This window comes from Sporosarcina sp. CAU 1771 (assembly GCF_054482775.1).
Map to the genome: position 1 here is coordinate 24,477 of NZ_JBTLRN010000018.1, position 15,485 is coordinate 39,961.

A 15,485-nucleotide genomic window follows, 5' to 3' on the forward strand; every position below is an offset into this window, starting at 1 on the left:
TTAATGTCCCTGATAATTTGTTAAACTAACCGGTTCCATTTTCACAAACTCTTCACTATCAATGACTCCCATATAAGAGGCTTGCGCACCTGGAAATTCTTTCATTCTCCAGCCATCCATATTTTTATTCCCACCATAAAGTGGATCCGAGTAAACACCTTCTAATGTAGATCTATGAAGTAAAAAGAAAAATTCCTGAGACAATATACCATTCAGTTTTAAGTCCCCATTTTCCAACTCTTGAAGAATCTCAATTTGTTGTGTGTCATCGGCTTTGTCGAAACTCACATTAAATCGCTTCATACTTTCATCATTCATTTTTCTTAGCCCAACGAGAAAGATACTTCCTCGATCCAAAATTGATTGTTCGCCACGAACTTCTGTCGGTCTTTCAGTTACTTTACGCTTCGGGGAAAATGGGCCGGATCGGTAGTCTCTGGCGTTCACTCCCCATTGACCGGCTAATTGCTTGTCAATGTAATAAGGTGCGCCCAATTCGATTGCACCCGGACCAAGCTCATCTTTCGGAAAGATTTGTTCGGTCGCTGCGGATAGTACGGCAAAGTCTTCATATCGTGTAAAAAACTGCAATGCCTCTTGAGGGTGCGATGCATTTTCTACACCTGTATCTGCTTCATTTTTCGTCATGAAATTATTGGTTAGTAATCCACCAAGTAATGAACCCCCTACAACGCCACCTGCTAGCAATCCTGTACTCTTCAAAAATTTTCGCCGTCCCGGATCATACGTTTTATGATCTTTCATTTGCAAGTCATCATCTGGAGACTTTTCCATCTCATGTATCCTCCTCTAGTTCATTAATTTCCATTCGCATCTCTACCTGTAATTTTTAAGGGCCATTAAAACCCATCCCCTTTATTATTAGACCAGAATCAGAGTTTTATACAGTACGGCAAAAAAAGGTGCCTGTGCAAGACACTACTTCAACACAATTCTGAATCGTGTCGAAGCCGTCTGTTGCACAGGCACCCTAATAAGTTAATTATATTCATCTCTTATTGTACGTTTTAAGATTTTACCTGATGAATTTCTAGGAAATTCATCGACAATCTTCAATCTATTTAATCGTTGATACTTTCCATGCACTCTTTCGTTTACCCACTCTAGTAACTCTTCACCCGTAAGTTGTATATTCGCCTTTAAAATGACATGCGCAATCGGGGTTTCTCCCCATCTCTCATGCGGTATTGCAAAAACAGCACATTCTGAAACTGCCTCATGTTGTGCGATTACACTTTCTATATCACTAGGATAAACATTGATGCCGCCAGAAATAATCATATCTTTTTTACGATCAACCAAGTAAAGATAGCCTTCCTCATCTTGGTACCCCAAGTCTCCAGTTATTAAATAGTTCCCGTCATGAAACGTATTCCTAGTCGCTTCTACATTATTAAAATAACCGGTCATTAGGTTCGGACCACGACCGATAATTTCTCCGACTTCACCAACTTCTACTTCATCCCTATCTTCATCGACTATTTTAAAGTCGATAAACAACCCCGGTAATCCTACAGAATTTGGCTTTTCGAGAACATCTCGTGGTCGAAGTATCGTACATAGTCCCTCTGTCAGTCCGTATAACTCATATAATCGGTCTGGTAACTTTTCACAAAACTCTTTTTTTCGTGTTACAGACAACGGCGACCCCAATGACATTAGCACTTTCAATGACTCCAGCTTCTCGGGTTGAAACTGAGGTGAATCTAATAACCCGATAACTTGTGTTGGAACAAAAGTTGTATGAGTTATTTTTTCTTCCTCAATAACTTTAATTGCCTCATCTACTTTAAAACTAGGCATAACCACATAAGTCCCACCTGCACATATTGTAGGGTACATAAATGCAAGTGAGCCATTAAACACGAGATTTCCTGCCGCTAGAACATTACTATCCAACGTAAACTGACAATCCATTCCAAATAAAAATGCATACATGATTCTTGCTCTATGCGAATGAACAATTCCCTTTGGATTGCCTGTTGTTCCAGAAGAATACATAATGTTACAATCATCTTTTTCAAAAACCTTAGTAACTGGTTCTACCGATTCTGCGCCATTTTTCAATTCTTCAAAATTCAAGAATCGATTCGATGATTTTTCGCCTACACTAATATACGCTTGAACAAAATTCAATTCATCATAGATTGTTTCATCTTCTTCAAAATAACTTTCATTCGCAACGACCACTTTGGGTTTACAATCCTTAATCATAAAAACATTATCTTCAGCTTTTATCATTGGATTCAAAGGCACAATAACTGCGCCAATCTTTGCCGTCCCCCAAAACAGATCAAGCATCTCCAAACTATTCGATAGAAGCATCACTACCCGATCACCTTTTACCACACCAAGACTGGTTAGGGCATTTGCTGTCCGATTAACTCTTTCGTTAAATTGTTTATAAGTTAACCTTGTATTCCCTACAACAATTGCTAGTTTTTCAGGATAATGATGCGCATTTCTTGCAAGCATAAATCCTAGATTCATTGTTCCCGTATCGATTGAATGCATTTATATGTACCTCCATTTATTAATGTGCCTGTGCAAGACACAATTTCAACACGATTCGGAATCGTGTCGAAGTTGTTTGGTGCACAGGCACTCAAATTCATACCCGAACCGTTCCCTCTTTCCGCTCAAAGACAGTTTCGCCACCGATGATTGTCCGATTTATGCTGATTTCAGGGATTTCATCCACTTCTGCGGTCAAAATCGAGCGGCCTAAGATTGTGATGTCCGCCAATTTCCCTACTTCAATCGACCCTGTCTCCTTTTCACTAAAACCAGAGTAGGCCGCATTGATCGTGTAGCAACGTATGGCTTCAAGCAAACTGATTCGCTCAACTTCTCCGATAATCCGGCCAGACGGCGCCCTTCTCGTCATTGCGCTATGGATACCACGCATCGGATTGAAGTCTGTGATTGGACAGTCTGCTGTAATTGTTGCTGGAACGCCAGCTTTGGAATAGCTTCCAAGAGGAAACATCCCTTCCGCTCGCTCCCCGTAATTTTTCACGTAGCCATCTCCGTATTCATGGAAAAAGGCTGGGTTTGGTGTCACGACGATGCCCAATTCCTTCATCCGTTGAACTTGATCTTTTCTAGCAAGTCCTGCATGTTCAATGCGGTGACGAGCATCCTCACGTGGATGGAGCTGAAGTGCCTTGTCAATCGTATTGAGCAATTGGTCGATTGCCGCATCTCCCTGTGCATGAGCAGTAATTTGCCATCCCTTTTCATGAGCTGGAACGAAAAGTGCGTCTAACTCCTCCTGTTCCAAGTAATGAATTCCGTAGTTTTCCGAATCACTCGTGTACGGTTCAGTCGTCCAGATTGTCGGTCCACTGCTCGAACCATCAAGGAATACTTTGACGGGGCCATACTTGAAGTGCTCGTTTCCATCCCCTGTCTGAATGTCCTTTTCAAGATAATGACGGACGACTTCCTCTGGTTTATTCAAAGCACCTACCATCGCGTAAACTCGCTGTTTAATGACACCTGCTTCTGCATCCTCACGAAGTGCTTCAATGTTATGTATGCCGTACCCCGTTGCATCGTGGATCGATGTGATTCCCTTTTCAGCAAAATGGATAGAGGCAACCTTATGGGCATTACGAATCTCGTCACGGGTATGTGCCGCGAGTTGAAACAGCTGCATATGGGCAGTCTCGATGAGAAGTCCGTCTGGCTCTCCGTCCGCTCGACGACCAATTTCGCCGCCTTCTGGATCTAACGAGTCTCGGGTAATTCCACTAATTTCAAGACCTTTGCTGTTGACAGCTGACATATGGCTGCATGTACGGACTACCATCACCGGATGCTGGTCTGACACGCTATCTAACTCCTCCCGATTGGGAAAGCGTCCTTCAGCAATAGTAGTTTCATTGAATCCCCAAGCTCGAACCCACTGACCCGCTGGAACAATCGCGGCTTGTTCTTTCAACTTCAAAAGCAAATCCGCTATCGTACGAATCTGCGGATCCTTGCATGAAACAGCAAGCACATTTGCTCCATACATCGTCGTATGAATATGGGACTCAATGATGCCGGGCATGAGTGTCCGCCCCGCAAGATCCGTCACTTTTGTTTCCTTGTCTTGCAGCTTCAAGATTTCATCCGTCGTTCCGACAGCCGTGATTCTCCCGCCTTCAATCGCAACCGCCTCTGCAATGTCATTCGTGCCATTAGCTGTTGCAACCTCACCGTTTATAAATATTTCTTTAGTCATTTGTATATACCCCTTTCATACTTTCAATAGATTCCGTTTATGTTCGACGAAATCCATTCACCGTTACTATAATTATAGTAAACTGTAAAATTCATACTAGTGCAATGAATCTAACACCTATATCAATTACTATTCGACAGTAAATTTCTATTTCCTCTATATCTCTGTCGTGTGCCTGTGCAAGACACAACTTCAACTCAATTCTGAATCGTGTCAAAGTTGTGTCTTGCACAGGCACCAGTAAAGAACTAGGTATATTTACACTGCTAAATTAAAATGAATCACGATATAATTAGTCCTATGGAATTATGAATGGAGTGTCGAAATGAGTTTTTGGAACAAGGCGTTTAACGTAGGTAAGGTTGTATTTGCTGCTTTAGCAGAAGAAGGACAAAAAGCACAAGGGCGGGCATATCAGCAGGCAGGAAAAACCCTTGCCGAACGTGAAAAACAAATAAATAAGTATGAAGGTATGCAACACAAAATGACAACTGAACAAAGAGAGAAATTTGAACAAATTAAACAAACGCATGAACAAAGGAAAAAAAGTTTTCAAGACAAAGGTGTAACAGTGACATCCTCTGGTGAGATGCGGTTTGGAGATTTTAGCTATCGCGAATGGGATCGAAAGTGGGAAAGCATCGGTCAATTGGCAAGTGCGAACTTAACTCCATATAATAGGTCCGTGGGTTTGTATCGACATACATTTAGGGGTGAAATTGTATACATTGGACGCGCAATTGAACTAAACAACGGTGGATTTAGAAAACGACTCAGCGATTATCGACGCGATAGCGATAGTGCACGAACGCATAAATCAGGTCGCTTAATTAATGAAAACCTGGATCAAATTCGCACAGATATATTAGTTGTAGGAACTACAGAAAAAGATATACATATAACGAAAGAGTTGGAAAGAGTTTTCGTCGGAAAATATACACCTAAATGGAATACGATGCTGAAATAAAAAAACATGCCTGTGCAAGACACAACTTCAAAACAATTCCGAATCGTGTTGAAATTGCGTGGTGCACAGGCAACTATTTTTTACTCCACAAGCACAAATTTCACCTGACCGACACCCATATTGACCGACAAATTAATTTGGGTATCCGCTTGATCGTATGCTTCATTCACATAGACGCCACCGCCAAGAGATGTAAAACCTTCGGTAGTGATGCTGCCGATTCCCTTTGAAACCGACAATTTAACGCCCGTGCCTTGAGGTACATGGATCTTTGCATCGCCCACTCCTAGATTAATTTCAGCGTCGAAGCTTTCCTTCCAGTCGCCACCCAGATTAATCGTCGTATCGCCGACTCCTGCATCGACGGATAAGTGGCTGATACGGATTCCTGCCAAATTCAACGTTGACTCAGAAGCACCCATTTGGACGTCTAAATCTACGGGTATTTCATTTGTCAGTTGAAGATTCCAGTTATTTCGCTTCTTTCCGAAAGGTGTAAATACGTTGTTTTTCTGCTGAATCACTACATAACCGACATCTCTTTTATTCTTATACGTAACGGATGGATACCCTCTTTTCTTGGTCGTGTTTGTCGTACCTTCAAACCATTCCGCTGCATCGCCCTCAACCAAAAGCTCGCCGGCACCAAAATGAATATCAATGTCCAATGACTTCGCGTTGTCCTTTTTAATTGACACTACGTCCGAATTCCGCCCCATCATCACCCATTCATACACGAAAAAGCCGGCCATACCTAAAATTGCCGCACACACTATAGCTATCAGAATTTTACGCATATTATCACCCCTTTGCTTGATTATAAATGAATCCCTCAAAAATAGATTCCAACAAACGAATGAATTGCAACTCAGCCTTAGGTCTGAGTAGTTAAATAAATAGTGGGTAAGACAGTGCCCCAATTGATCAAATTGTTCCCGCATTGCATATGTATAGACTATCACCTAGGCAAAGGAAGTGAACTGCATGCCGAATCCATCTTTGCAAACGCTTCTTACACAAACCCCGGAAGAAGGATTTTCATTAGCCGTTAAACTTGCACAAAAGGGAGTTGAAGTCACGCAACCTTCTGAAGAAATTCGAAAGGTACTGCGCCCTACTTATTCAAGAAATGCCGATAGTTTAACTGCCGCGTCACAAGTCATTGCGATCCATTTTCAAACGGTCGCTGCAGCGAATAACTATTGGAAAACATGGCCGTCATTTTACCAGTAAACAGTAAGATGCCTGTGCAAGACACAACTTCAACACGATTCCGAATTGTGTTGAAGTTGTGTGATGCACAGGCACGCATTACGATAGTATATACTTTTCTGATTTATTTAAGCCCTTTTCACCCAAAATATAAGGATGTGTTTGGAAAAGCATCTCTTGCAAATCACTCGAAATCCGATTTTCCTCATATGCACAAATTAACGAAAATGGTAACTGAACAACTGCTTCATCGACGATTCTTTCAAATTGCTCGATTAGATGCGTTGGACCTTTGATCGTCGCCCACTCCACATGAGCCCACGAACGGAAGGGGATTTTATTATCCGCAAACCACTGAACGGATTTCGTGAAGTATGCCAGAATTGCAGGCGGATAATAACTCCCACTCGATAAATAAAAATCGATGCTGTTAACATACCGGACAAGCTTCATTTCTTCTTCTGTCAAACGAGTTCTCAATTGCTCTTCAATAACAATGTAGTTGCGCTCGTTTTCTACAAGAAGCACATATTCATCTTTAGCTATACCTTCTTCTATATAATTCAAAACTTCTTGAATGTATCTCTCATCGTCCGGATACATATAAAGGATATGAGCATGTTGACTTTCGAGCAACTGTTGAATTTTGGTTCTTGTCTCTGTCTGTATGGCTTCAACCACTTTAGTTCCCCCTAAAAATAACGATAAGTATCCTCTACTTACATCTTATTACAGAGCGGGTTTAAATGAAAGAAGATTCCCACAATTTAATTCGGAGAATCACTATTAATCCACATGTATAGCACTAGCTCGTAACCAATTCCCGATCCAAAAACCTCTCACCCGCCCTCGCAACTCCTAAATAATACGGATACGAAACTACTTTTTCACGATGAAAATACAAAATTTCTGGGTCGTTCTTTTCATCCAACTGAAACACGTTCCCCAGCAAATGAGGCGCATGTGTGAGTCGTTTTGGCGCTTCTTTAAATAGCTTTCGATGAAGATGATTCGCCTCTAACACATTCTCGCTGTAGTAAAATGCATAGATTTCTGGGTTTTTGATTGTGGCGACAAACAACTTCACTTTGCCGATCGAAAGCACATTCTTTTCAATCAGTTGAGCAATCGCTTCTTGATCATAGTCGATACAATCCAACTTTTTAGAGTCCTCATGCGCTTTCACTTTCCCCTCAGTAATCGCCCAGAAAACACGATGTGCCAGCCCGCTCATATCTGTATCAATCGCTAATTTAAGAACCTCTTCAACTTTAACCACACCCAATGCACTCCTTCCTGTTCACCTCTTCAAATCGAGGAGAATCCCCGTTTCTTTCACATAACAAACAGTAGCAGTTCCCGTTGGCCCATTTCTGTGCTTGGCAATCGCCATTTCCAATTGATTGGGGCGCGTTGTTTGTTTATCGTAATAATCGTCTCTGTATAAAAAGATAATCACATCCGCGTCTTGTTCAATATTCCCAGAATCTCGCAAATCACTCATCAAAGGACGTTTATTGTCCCGAGCTTCGACGCCACGGTTTAATTGCGACAGGCAGACAACCGGACAGTCGAACTCTTTCGCCATTTGTTTTAAGTCATTGCTAATTTGCCCAACAATCTCCGTTCGGTTCTGTTGCAAATAGTCCCCACGAATAATTTGCAAATAATCGACAAAGATAATCGGTTTTAACATCGGTTCACTGTTGATGATTTTTCTAGCAGCAGCGCGCATTTCAAAAACCCGAAGCGCTGCACGGTCATCGATATGAATATTGGCCTCGTTCAACCTGTCGATCGCCGGCAGCCAGTTCGCTTTTTGCTTGTCCGTAAAATGCGTATAAGGATCACGCATCCGAAGTCGATTATAGCCCCCTGTTACTGCAATCAATCGATCCACCATGGAAACCCGACTCATTTCAAGCGAGAAAATGATCGGCTTGTAACCTGCAAACCCCGCCTGGAGTGCTAAGTGATTGAGCGTATCCGTCTTTCCCATCGAAGGCCGTGCAGCAATAATTGTTAATTCGGCAGGTTGAAAACCATTCAGCACTTTATCCAACTCCGCTAAACCTGTCGGGACCCCCAAAACTTCTTGCATCGGCTCATAAGGTCTCTCCGCCATCCGCACTAAATCCATTTGAATGCTCGTTTCTAAACCAGTACTGCCACTCTTCTCTAAGTCCTCAAAAGCTTTTTGAATCGCACCGATTTCCCAGTCCCCTTCTTTTCCTTGAATTAAAATCCTGTTCTTCTCCCGATTTTTCCACGACCCCAACAGCATTTCCACATAGCTATCAAACTTCGTCGGGTTTGAGAAATTTGTTAATTCGGCCACATAATTCGCGCCACCAAGTGCTGCAGGTTCCATCATCGTCAGTAACGTTACATAGTCCACAGGTCTTTTTTTTGCGATTAACCCTTGCATGCATGTAAAAATATTTTTATGAATTTGACCGAGGAAATAATCCAGCTGCACGCCACTATCTACGATCAAATAATTCTCTGCCAACATCGTTCCCAATACACTTTTTTCGATTTGTTCATGGCTCGTCATCGGTTACTCTTCCCCTTTACTGAAATCGAGTTCAACCGGTTCCAGCGGCGCGGTTGCAACAGTTTTATTCTTCCTCGTTTCTTCCAAGTAATTTTCAAAATTCGTAGGACTAAACAAAGTGGAAGGCCGTAAATACTTGTGCATATGAGAATCATTCAGCCAATCTTTTACTTTCAAATCAATCACTTTCAAAAAATCTTCAAGTACATATCCTTCATGAAAACGAGCACGTATAGATCGCTCCGTCGTTTTCGATGTCGGTTTAAATTGCTTGGATGTTTTTAGATTTAAATAAGCAACAACAGATTCAACGTCGAGATCCTTCTCGACAAGTTCTTTCTTAATACTCTTAAACTCTTTGGTTATTGGTAGGGGCAAAGTAACCTGAGTAGACGGAGCAATTTGCATTTCTTGGTCAGGTAATAGTGAATCTCTGGAATGGGCATTTTGCAATGTCAGGTCATGCAAAGCGGAATAGTCAATTCGATACCACTTCGTCTTGTCAATTTTCATCCGATTATAGGAAGATGTTGATCGAACAAACCCATTTTTTTCGAGTTTTCGAATCGTTCTTTTTATCGTGTCCACAGACCAAAATGGAAACGCATCATTTCTCCATTCTTCATACGTTTTGTAAACCCACTTATGTCCTTCTCTCCAATTTTGAGAAATAAGCGACAGAAAATGGAGTTGCTGCAGTACGATTGCTTCATTCAGACCAACTTTCAATGCCAACGACGGAATAATCTGCAGCGGTGCTTCGTTAATAAGTAATTTCATTCAAAAACGCCTCCCAGTAATTTTTCGTCAAATTAAGCCCTCTCGATGAGGAATTAATTCATCAATGCACAAATGGTTTAGCCTAGACCAATAACTGCTTTCATTTTCTATATAGACTCAAAATCACAAAAAGGATACATAAAAGACAAAATTTCTTTTGTGTGCCTGTGCACCACACAATTCTGACACGATTCTGAATTGCGTTGAAGTTGTTTCGTGCACAGGCACACAACAACGATTTAAGCAACTTTAATTGAGAATGGTTATCAATTACTGTATACTAAATGAATAAGTGGACCATACAATTGAGTGAGGAGAATGTCTAATGGAAATCTACTGGACGAAAATAAATAAGATTATTGAAGAATCGCCTGAGGTAAAAACGTATATGCTTGATTGCCCGAAAGACTTTACGTGGGAAGAAGGTGCTCATACGCATTTTGCACTGCAAGGTTTTAATGTCGGAGATAAACCCAACCGCGGACTGATTCGTCACATGTCCATTTCAACCTTGCCGCGTGAAAATTCAATCGGTATCACAACACGCATCAAAGAGCAGTGCTCTGAGTTTAAAGCATCGTTGAGAAGTCTTGATGTTGGGGATGAAGTGGCACTCTTTAAAACGCATTCGAATATACCGCTGAAAAGAGAGGATAAAAATGTGTACTTGCTCTCTTCAGGTGTGGGCTTGGCAACTTTCAGACCACTTGTCCTTGATTATTTCGAACGTGCAGACAACGTCAATCAAATCCATTCCCTGAACATCGACTCATCAAAAGAATTCTTATTCACTCCAATTTTTGCATCGGCACCGGACAAGAAGTTTACATCACAATTCGTCGATAATCGGAAGGACTACTATGACAAAGTGAAGCAACTCGCTAACGACAAAAGCGGACACTTCTATGTAGTAGGAAGCGATGAATTCCTTATGCAAAACATTAGCGTCTTGCGTGAACAAGGCATTCAACCCGAACAAATTATGCTCGACAAACGTGAACAACAACTACCAGACTTTTTTGTGCCTGTGCACCACACAATTCCGACACGATTCTGAATTGAGTTGAAGTTGTTTCGTGCACAGGCACACAAAAACAAACAACAAAAAAATGCAGCATCGAATTCCAACTGTGGAATTCAATGCTGCATTTTTAACTGTCTCAAAACTGTTTCAACTTCACCTATTGTTAAAATACTTGTGTACGTTTTCTGTTACAAAAGGATGGCCTTCTAAAATCGGATTTCTATTTAACTGAACTTGAAATTGATTGAGGTATTTAATTAGATCCTCTCGTTTCGGTTCATCCAAGATGAATTCGACACCGTAACGATACAGATTACCTTGCTCGGAATCGTGTATAATCGCGCCATAAAGTGTTAGTTCCTCGTTAAGTATAGTTGTTTTGAATTTTAATACCACGCCTGCTAATGAAGGGAGTTTGATGTTCGATAAAAAGCACAATCCACCTGGCCCGAAGTCTTCTACCAATACTTTCGTATTTCCTAATTCAACTTTTCGTCCATTCAATTCGGACAGCGTCATCCAAGCTTCCAATGGATAGTCGAACTTGATTCTAAAGTATTTTCTTCGTTCTTCTTTGATTTCAGTTTCTTCTTCAATTTCCCATTTGCCTTTTAGCAATCTCAAAATATCTTCTTCAGGTACAGGTCTGCTCATTACATACCCTTGCACCCAGTCGCAGTCGAGTGTTGCTAAAAAATCATGCTGTTCTTGCGTTTCTACCCCTTCGGCTACGACCCGAATCGAAAGTCGATGTGCCAACCGAATAACCGCAGTCGTAATTTCGATGCTTTCCGGGTCCGTAAGAACGCCGTCAATTAAAGACTTATCCAACTTCAGGATGTCAGGTTTTAGCTCTTTTATTTTATTAAATGAAGCATAACCCGTTCCAAAGTCATCGAGCGAGATTGTAATTCCTAATTCACGTATTTTCTCAACCTTTTCCAACACGTTCACTTCCTGCTCAACGACTGCACTTTCGGTAATTTCAAGTGTCAGCCATTTTGCATCGAGCGCATTCTCTTCAAGAGATTTTTTAATTACCTCTAGCAAATTCGTTTGTAAAAATTGAACCATGGACAAATTCACGGAACCCTTCACCTCATAGCCCGCATTTTGCCATGTTCGAAGTTTGCTACAAACGGTTTTCAAAACCCATTCACCCAGCTGTATAATCAATCCAGACTGTTCAGCATACGGGATAAATTCATTTGGAGGAATAATGCCCCACTCTGGGTGATCCCACCGAATTAAGGCTTCTACACTTTCAATTCGGTTCGTCCCTGTATGATAAATCGGCTGATAGTAAATAAGGAATTGCTCCTCTTCTACAGCATGTCGCAAATCGTTTCTTAACGAAAACTCTTTAAACGTGCTTACGTTTGCAGACTCCGAATAGATTTTATAATGGTTGCTTCCCTTCTGTTCAGCGAGATGCAGCGCAATACCGGCATGCTTCATGAGTGAGTTTGTATCAACTCCCGATTCAGGATATACACTTATTCCCATCGTCGTCGAGACATAAAGGGTAAATTCCTTCACTTCAAATGCCACCTTGAAAATATCCAGTACCTTACCGGCAATTCGTTCAACAGAGGAGATATCCTCCACTTTTTTCGTTAAAATAGCGAATTTATTTCCATCAACTCTAGCAATGAACTCAATTGTTTTCGAAAGCGTTACCTTTAACTTTCTCGCAATCTCAATTAACAACAAATCACCAATTTCATGGCCCAACGAATCATTAAAGTATTTAAAGCCATCTAAATCTAGAAACAAAACCGCGAACTTTCGCTCGTCAACATTCGCCAATCTAATTTCAAAATCAAGCCTCTCCTCAAAAGAGCGTCGATTTGGCAATCCGGTCAGATAATCATGGTTCGCCATATAGTAAATTTCATTTTGCTTCTTTTTCATCTCCGTTACGTCTTGTCCATTACAGATAATCCCCTGAATGCTCGGATTATCGAGAAGATTCGTCGCAATGAAATCGATGGTTCGCCATTCCCCGTTAAGATGCTTTAAGCGAACCTCTACGGATAACGGCGTATTTGGACGAGCGATCGCTTCAGTAAATTTCCTCGTTAAGATACTGTGGTCATCCGGGTGAACGAGAGTCGTAAAAGCCAATCCGGTAATCTCTTCAGGCTTATACCCCAACGCTGTTTCTACCGAAGAACTTTGAAAGGTGATCGTCCCCTCCGAATCAAGCTTCGTAATTATCTCATGGGAGTAATATAGTAAAGATTGGAGCTTTTCCTTCGACTTTTTTAAATTCATTTCCAACTCTACTTTATTCGTGACATTATGCGACAACCCATATAATCCAACGATCTCATCGTCTTCAAGTCGAATCGGAACGAGCGTCACCTCAACGTGGTATGTTTCACCCCGAATTCCTAGAACCCTGTAATTCGCATATTGAGATACGCCACTATACACATTTTCGAAATAGCCCTCTACCTTTTCTACATCCTCTTTATGTACAAATCTTTTATACTTCTCACCGATAATCTGCTGTTTAATCTCTTCGCTGTATACACTACTTTCCCCACCACGTATAGTTATAATTACCCCTTTTAAATCAATGATGAACAACAAAGTATCAGGTGATTTTTCAAATACTTCGGGATATGAACCCTTTTCTTGTTCTAAGTACTCCATCAATTTTCTCTTTTTACCTCTCCTAAAAACCAAGCAAATTCCCCCTTTCTATTGATTTATCACTAAAGACCCCTCCACCTTACTGATTATTGCAATAATTTCCATTAGCCATTTTCACTCATGTACGGTGTCTAATCTATAAGTACTATACATTCAAAAATACGGCACTTAGTAGTATTCTACCAAATCCCGTACATTGTTAATAGATTTAAGCTCTAGGTCTATTTTCAGTCAAAATTAGGAAATTCAAACCAGCGTGAAAATCCGTGTAGAGTTTCTTATTTATCCTCTGCTAACGCGTCAAATTCTCTTCTTTTATTCTCAAACCAACTTTTTTGGGCTTCGGGGCTTAAAATTATCATTTTTTTGGCTGCTTCCATATGAGGCACATCTTCTTTTTGAAACATTTCTTTTCCGTGTTCTTGACTCATTTTAGCCATTTCCTCAAAAGTATTCGCACGAAACTCTTTATCGCATGCTCCACCAAGCTGCACACATGTCATTGTTTTCATACGTTTTCCTCCTCGTTTCTTCATTCAAATAAATAGAAAACGTTCCTCGAACATGGTTTTATTTTATCATAAATAAAGTTGTTTTATAATTCTGGGGATTCAGTTTTAATTAAAATGAGATAAAGAACATGTATTTGCAACCACTTTTTCCCAATAAAAAAACTACTTCTCATCTTTCGAGAAGTAGATTTCAACAAGGTTAATTTCCACCCGATTCGTCCGACAATTTTCGATCAAACACAACAAGTGCACGTGCCAACGCTTCAATTCCTTTGGCGATATCTTCATAATCTGTCCACTCTTCAGGGCTATGACTTACTCCGCCTTTACTCGGCACAAAAATCATTCCAATTGGCCCGACAGTAGCTAGTTGGTTGGCGTCATGTCCGGCGCCACTCGTTAATACCCTTGTAGAAGCAACCGTCTGGCATGACTCGTAAAGGACCTCCTGGACATGTGTAGGAATCCCAATCGGTTCAGTTGTTGATAATAAATCAAAATCCACAGTTAGCCCACGGGATTGTGCAATGCCGCGCGCACGTTCTTGAAATTGGTTTACAACGTGTTCAATCATTGCCACATCCATCGAACGCACTTCAAATCCAAATTCAACTTGCCCAGGAATGACACTGATTGAATTCGGATGGACATGTAACCGGCCTACCGTTCCAACGATGGATTCTTCACTTTGACACAACGCCTCCAAAACCAATAGAATTTCAGACGCCCCCATAAGTGCATCGTTTCTCATGTTTGAAGGCGTCGTCCCGCCATGATTCGGTACGCCTTCGACGACTACGTTAAATCTTTGAATGCCGACAATACCTGAAACAACACCGAGCTTATCCCCGGTTTTATCCAACACAGGGCCTTGTTCAATATGTAGTTCTAAATACAGGGCAATGTCACCCTTTTTCAAGGCATGTTTTTCACGATTGGCAGGTCTGCCCCCAAGATTTACGAGTGCATCGTTTAAAATTAAACCGGTCGCGTCTGCGCGTGTCAAAACTTCAGCGGGAAGATTGTTAACGAGGCCTCGACTCCCAATGGTAGAAATACCAAAATCACTCGCTTCCTCCGCAGTAAAATCGATGATCCTCAGTGGATGATTTAACTCGATATTCGCTTCGTTCAACATACGAACAATTTCCAACCCAGCAACGACACCAGCCACCCCATCAAAGCGGCCACCACCTACTACCGTATCCGTATGAGAACCAATGAGGATCGGCTTCAATTCGGGATTTTTTCCAGGTCGCACACCGACTAAATTCGATGCCGCATCCACCTCTACCTCCAATCCACAGTCCGTCATCTGCTTCGTTAACCAATCCCTACTTTGTGTATACCACGGCGTAAACGGCTTCCTCGTCCACCCTGGTTTACTCTCATCTACGAAACGAGAGATGGATTCAATATCCTTTTGAATACGTTCTATATTAGGAATTAACTTTAGATTGTTCAAGAATACACTCCTTCTCGGATTTCTTGCCTGTGCACCACACAACTCTGAAACGATT

The 15,485-nt window shown here is 41.3% G+C and carries 14 protein-coding genes; 3 read left to right on the forward strand and 11 right to left on the reverse strand.

From position 1 onward, the window contains the following. The 3 genes from ACXYMX_RS11945 to ACXYMX_RS11955 form a co-directional block, all read right to left on the reverse strand. Window positions 1-795, reverse strand: a complete 795-nt coding sequence (locus ACXYMX_RS11945) for a gluconate 2-dehydrogenase subunit 3 family protein (protein WP_459044465.1) — start codon at window positions 793-795, stop codon at window positions 1-3. A gap of 204 nt (window positions 796-999) precedes the next feature. Continuing rightward, window positions 1,000-2,535, reverse strand: coding sequence for a class I adenylate-forming enzyme family protein (locus ACXYMX_RS11950; protein WP_459044466.1), 1,536 nt, complete (start codon window positions 2,533-2,535; stop codon window positions 1,000-1,002). Window positions 2,536-2,632: 97 nt separating this feature from the next. Next, window positions 2,633-4,252 carry an amidohydrolase gene (locus ACXYMX_RS11955; protein ID WP_459044467.1) on the reverse strand — a complete coding sequence of 540 codons (1,620 nt, stop codon included), beginning with the start codon at window positions 4,250-4,252 and terminating at the stop codon, window positions 2,633-2,635. Window positions 4,253-4,577: 325 nt separating this feature from the next. On the opposite strand from ACXYMX_RS11955, the gene ACXYMX_RS11960 reads away from it, so the two are divergent. Then, entirely contained in the window at window positions 4,578-5,219 is a 642-nt protein-coding gene (locus ACXYMX_RS11960; RefSeq protein ID WP_459044468.1) for a GIY-YIG nuclease family protein, read from the forward strand. Between the two features lie 80 nt (window positions 5,220-5,299). Here the strand turns inward: ACXYMX_RS11960 and ACXYMX_RS11965 are convergent, their stop codons facing one another. Beyond that, window positions 5,300-6,016 (reverse strand): toast rack family protein, encoded by a 717-nt coding sequence (locus ACXYMX_RS11965; RefSeq protein WP_459044469.1) that lies wholly within the window; start codon window positions 6,014-6,016, stop codon window positions 5,300-5,302. Between the two features lie 187 nt (window positions 6,017-6,203). Between ACXYMX_RS11965 and ACXYMX_RS11970 the strand changes: the two genes are divergently transcribed. Continuing rightward, on the forward strand, window positions 6,204-6,452 hold the full coding sequence (locus tag ACXYMX_RS11970) for a hexameric tyrosine-coordinated heme protein (RefSeq protein ID WP_459044470.1): 249 nt from the start codon (window positions 6,204-6,206) through the stop codon (window positions 6,450-6,452). A gap of 78 nt (window positions 6,453-6,530) precedes the next feature. On the opposite strand, the gene ACXYMX_RS11975 is transcribed toward ACXYMX_RS11970, so the two are convergent. The 4 genes from ACXYMX_RS11975 to ACXYMX_RS11990 all read right to left on the reverse strand — a co-directional run bounded on the left by ACXYMX_RS11975 (window position 6,531) and on the right by ACXYMX_RS11990 (window position 9,768). Further along, window positions 6,531-7,112: an MEDS domain-containing protein gene (locus ACXYMX_RS11975; RefSeq protein WP_459044471.1), complete on the reverse strand. Its 582-nt coding sequence runs from the start codon at window positions 7,110-7,112 to the stop codon at window positions 6,531-6,533. A gap of 124 nt (window positions 7,113-7,236) precedes the next feature. Beyond that, a complete protein-coding gene (locus ACXYMX_RS11980; RefSeq protein WP_459044472.1) occupies window positions 7,237-7,710 on the reverse strand; it encodes a hypothetical protein in 474 nt (157 codons plus the stop codon). A 21-nt stretch (window positions 7,711-7,731) separates the two neighbouring features. Then, window positions 7,732-8,988: a replicative DNA helicase gene (locus ACXYMX_RS11985; protein WP_459044473.1), complete on the reverse strand. Its 1,257-nt coding sequence runs from the start codon at window positions 8,986-8,988 to the stop codon at window positions 7,732-7,734. A gap of 3 nt (window positions 8,989-8,991) precedes the next feature. Continuing rightward, complete coding sequence (locus ACXYMX_RS11990; protein WP_459044474.1) at window positions 8,992-9,768, reverse strand: conserved phage C-terminal domain-containing protein; 777 nt, start codon at window positions 9,766-9,768, stop codon at window positions 8,992-8,994. Between the two features lie 325 nt (window positions 9,769-10,093). Between ACXYMX_RS11990 and ACXYMX_RS11995 the strand changes: the two genes are divergently transcribed. After that, window positions 10,094-10,825 (forward strand): dihydropteridine reductase, encoded by a 732-nt coding sequence (locus ACXYMX_RS11995; RefSeq protein WP_459044475.1) that lies wholly within the window; start codon window positions 10,094-10,096, stop codon window positions 10,823-10,825. Window positions 10,826-10,945: 120 nt separating this feature from the next. Here ACXYMX_RS11995 and ACXYMX_RS12000 read toward each other — a convergent pair whose 3' ends face one another. From ACXYMX_RS12000 to ACXYMX_RS12010, 3 genes are all read right to left on the reverse strand, one after another. Continuing rightward, window positions 10,946-13,486, reverse strand: coding sequence for an EAL domain-containing protein (locus tag ACXYMX_RS12000; RefSeq protein ID WP_459044476.1), 2,541 nt, complete (start codon window positions 13,484-13,486; stop codon window positions 10,946-10,948). Between the two features lie 245 nt (window positions 13,487-13,731). Then, a complete protein-coding gene (locus ACXYMX_RS12005; protein WP_459044477.1) occupies window positions 13,732-13,965 on the reverse strand; it encodes a DUF1059 domain-containing protein in 234 nt (77 codons plus the stop codon). Window positions 13,966-14,164: 199 nt separating this feature from the next. Then, complete coding sequence (locus ACXYMX_RS12010; protein ID WP_459044478.1) at window positions 14,165-15,430, reverse strand: M20 family metallo-hydrolase; 1,266 nt, start codon at window positions 15,428-15,430, stop codon at window positions 14,165-14,167. Between the last annotated feature and the right edge of the window lie 55 nt (window positions 15,431-15,485).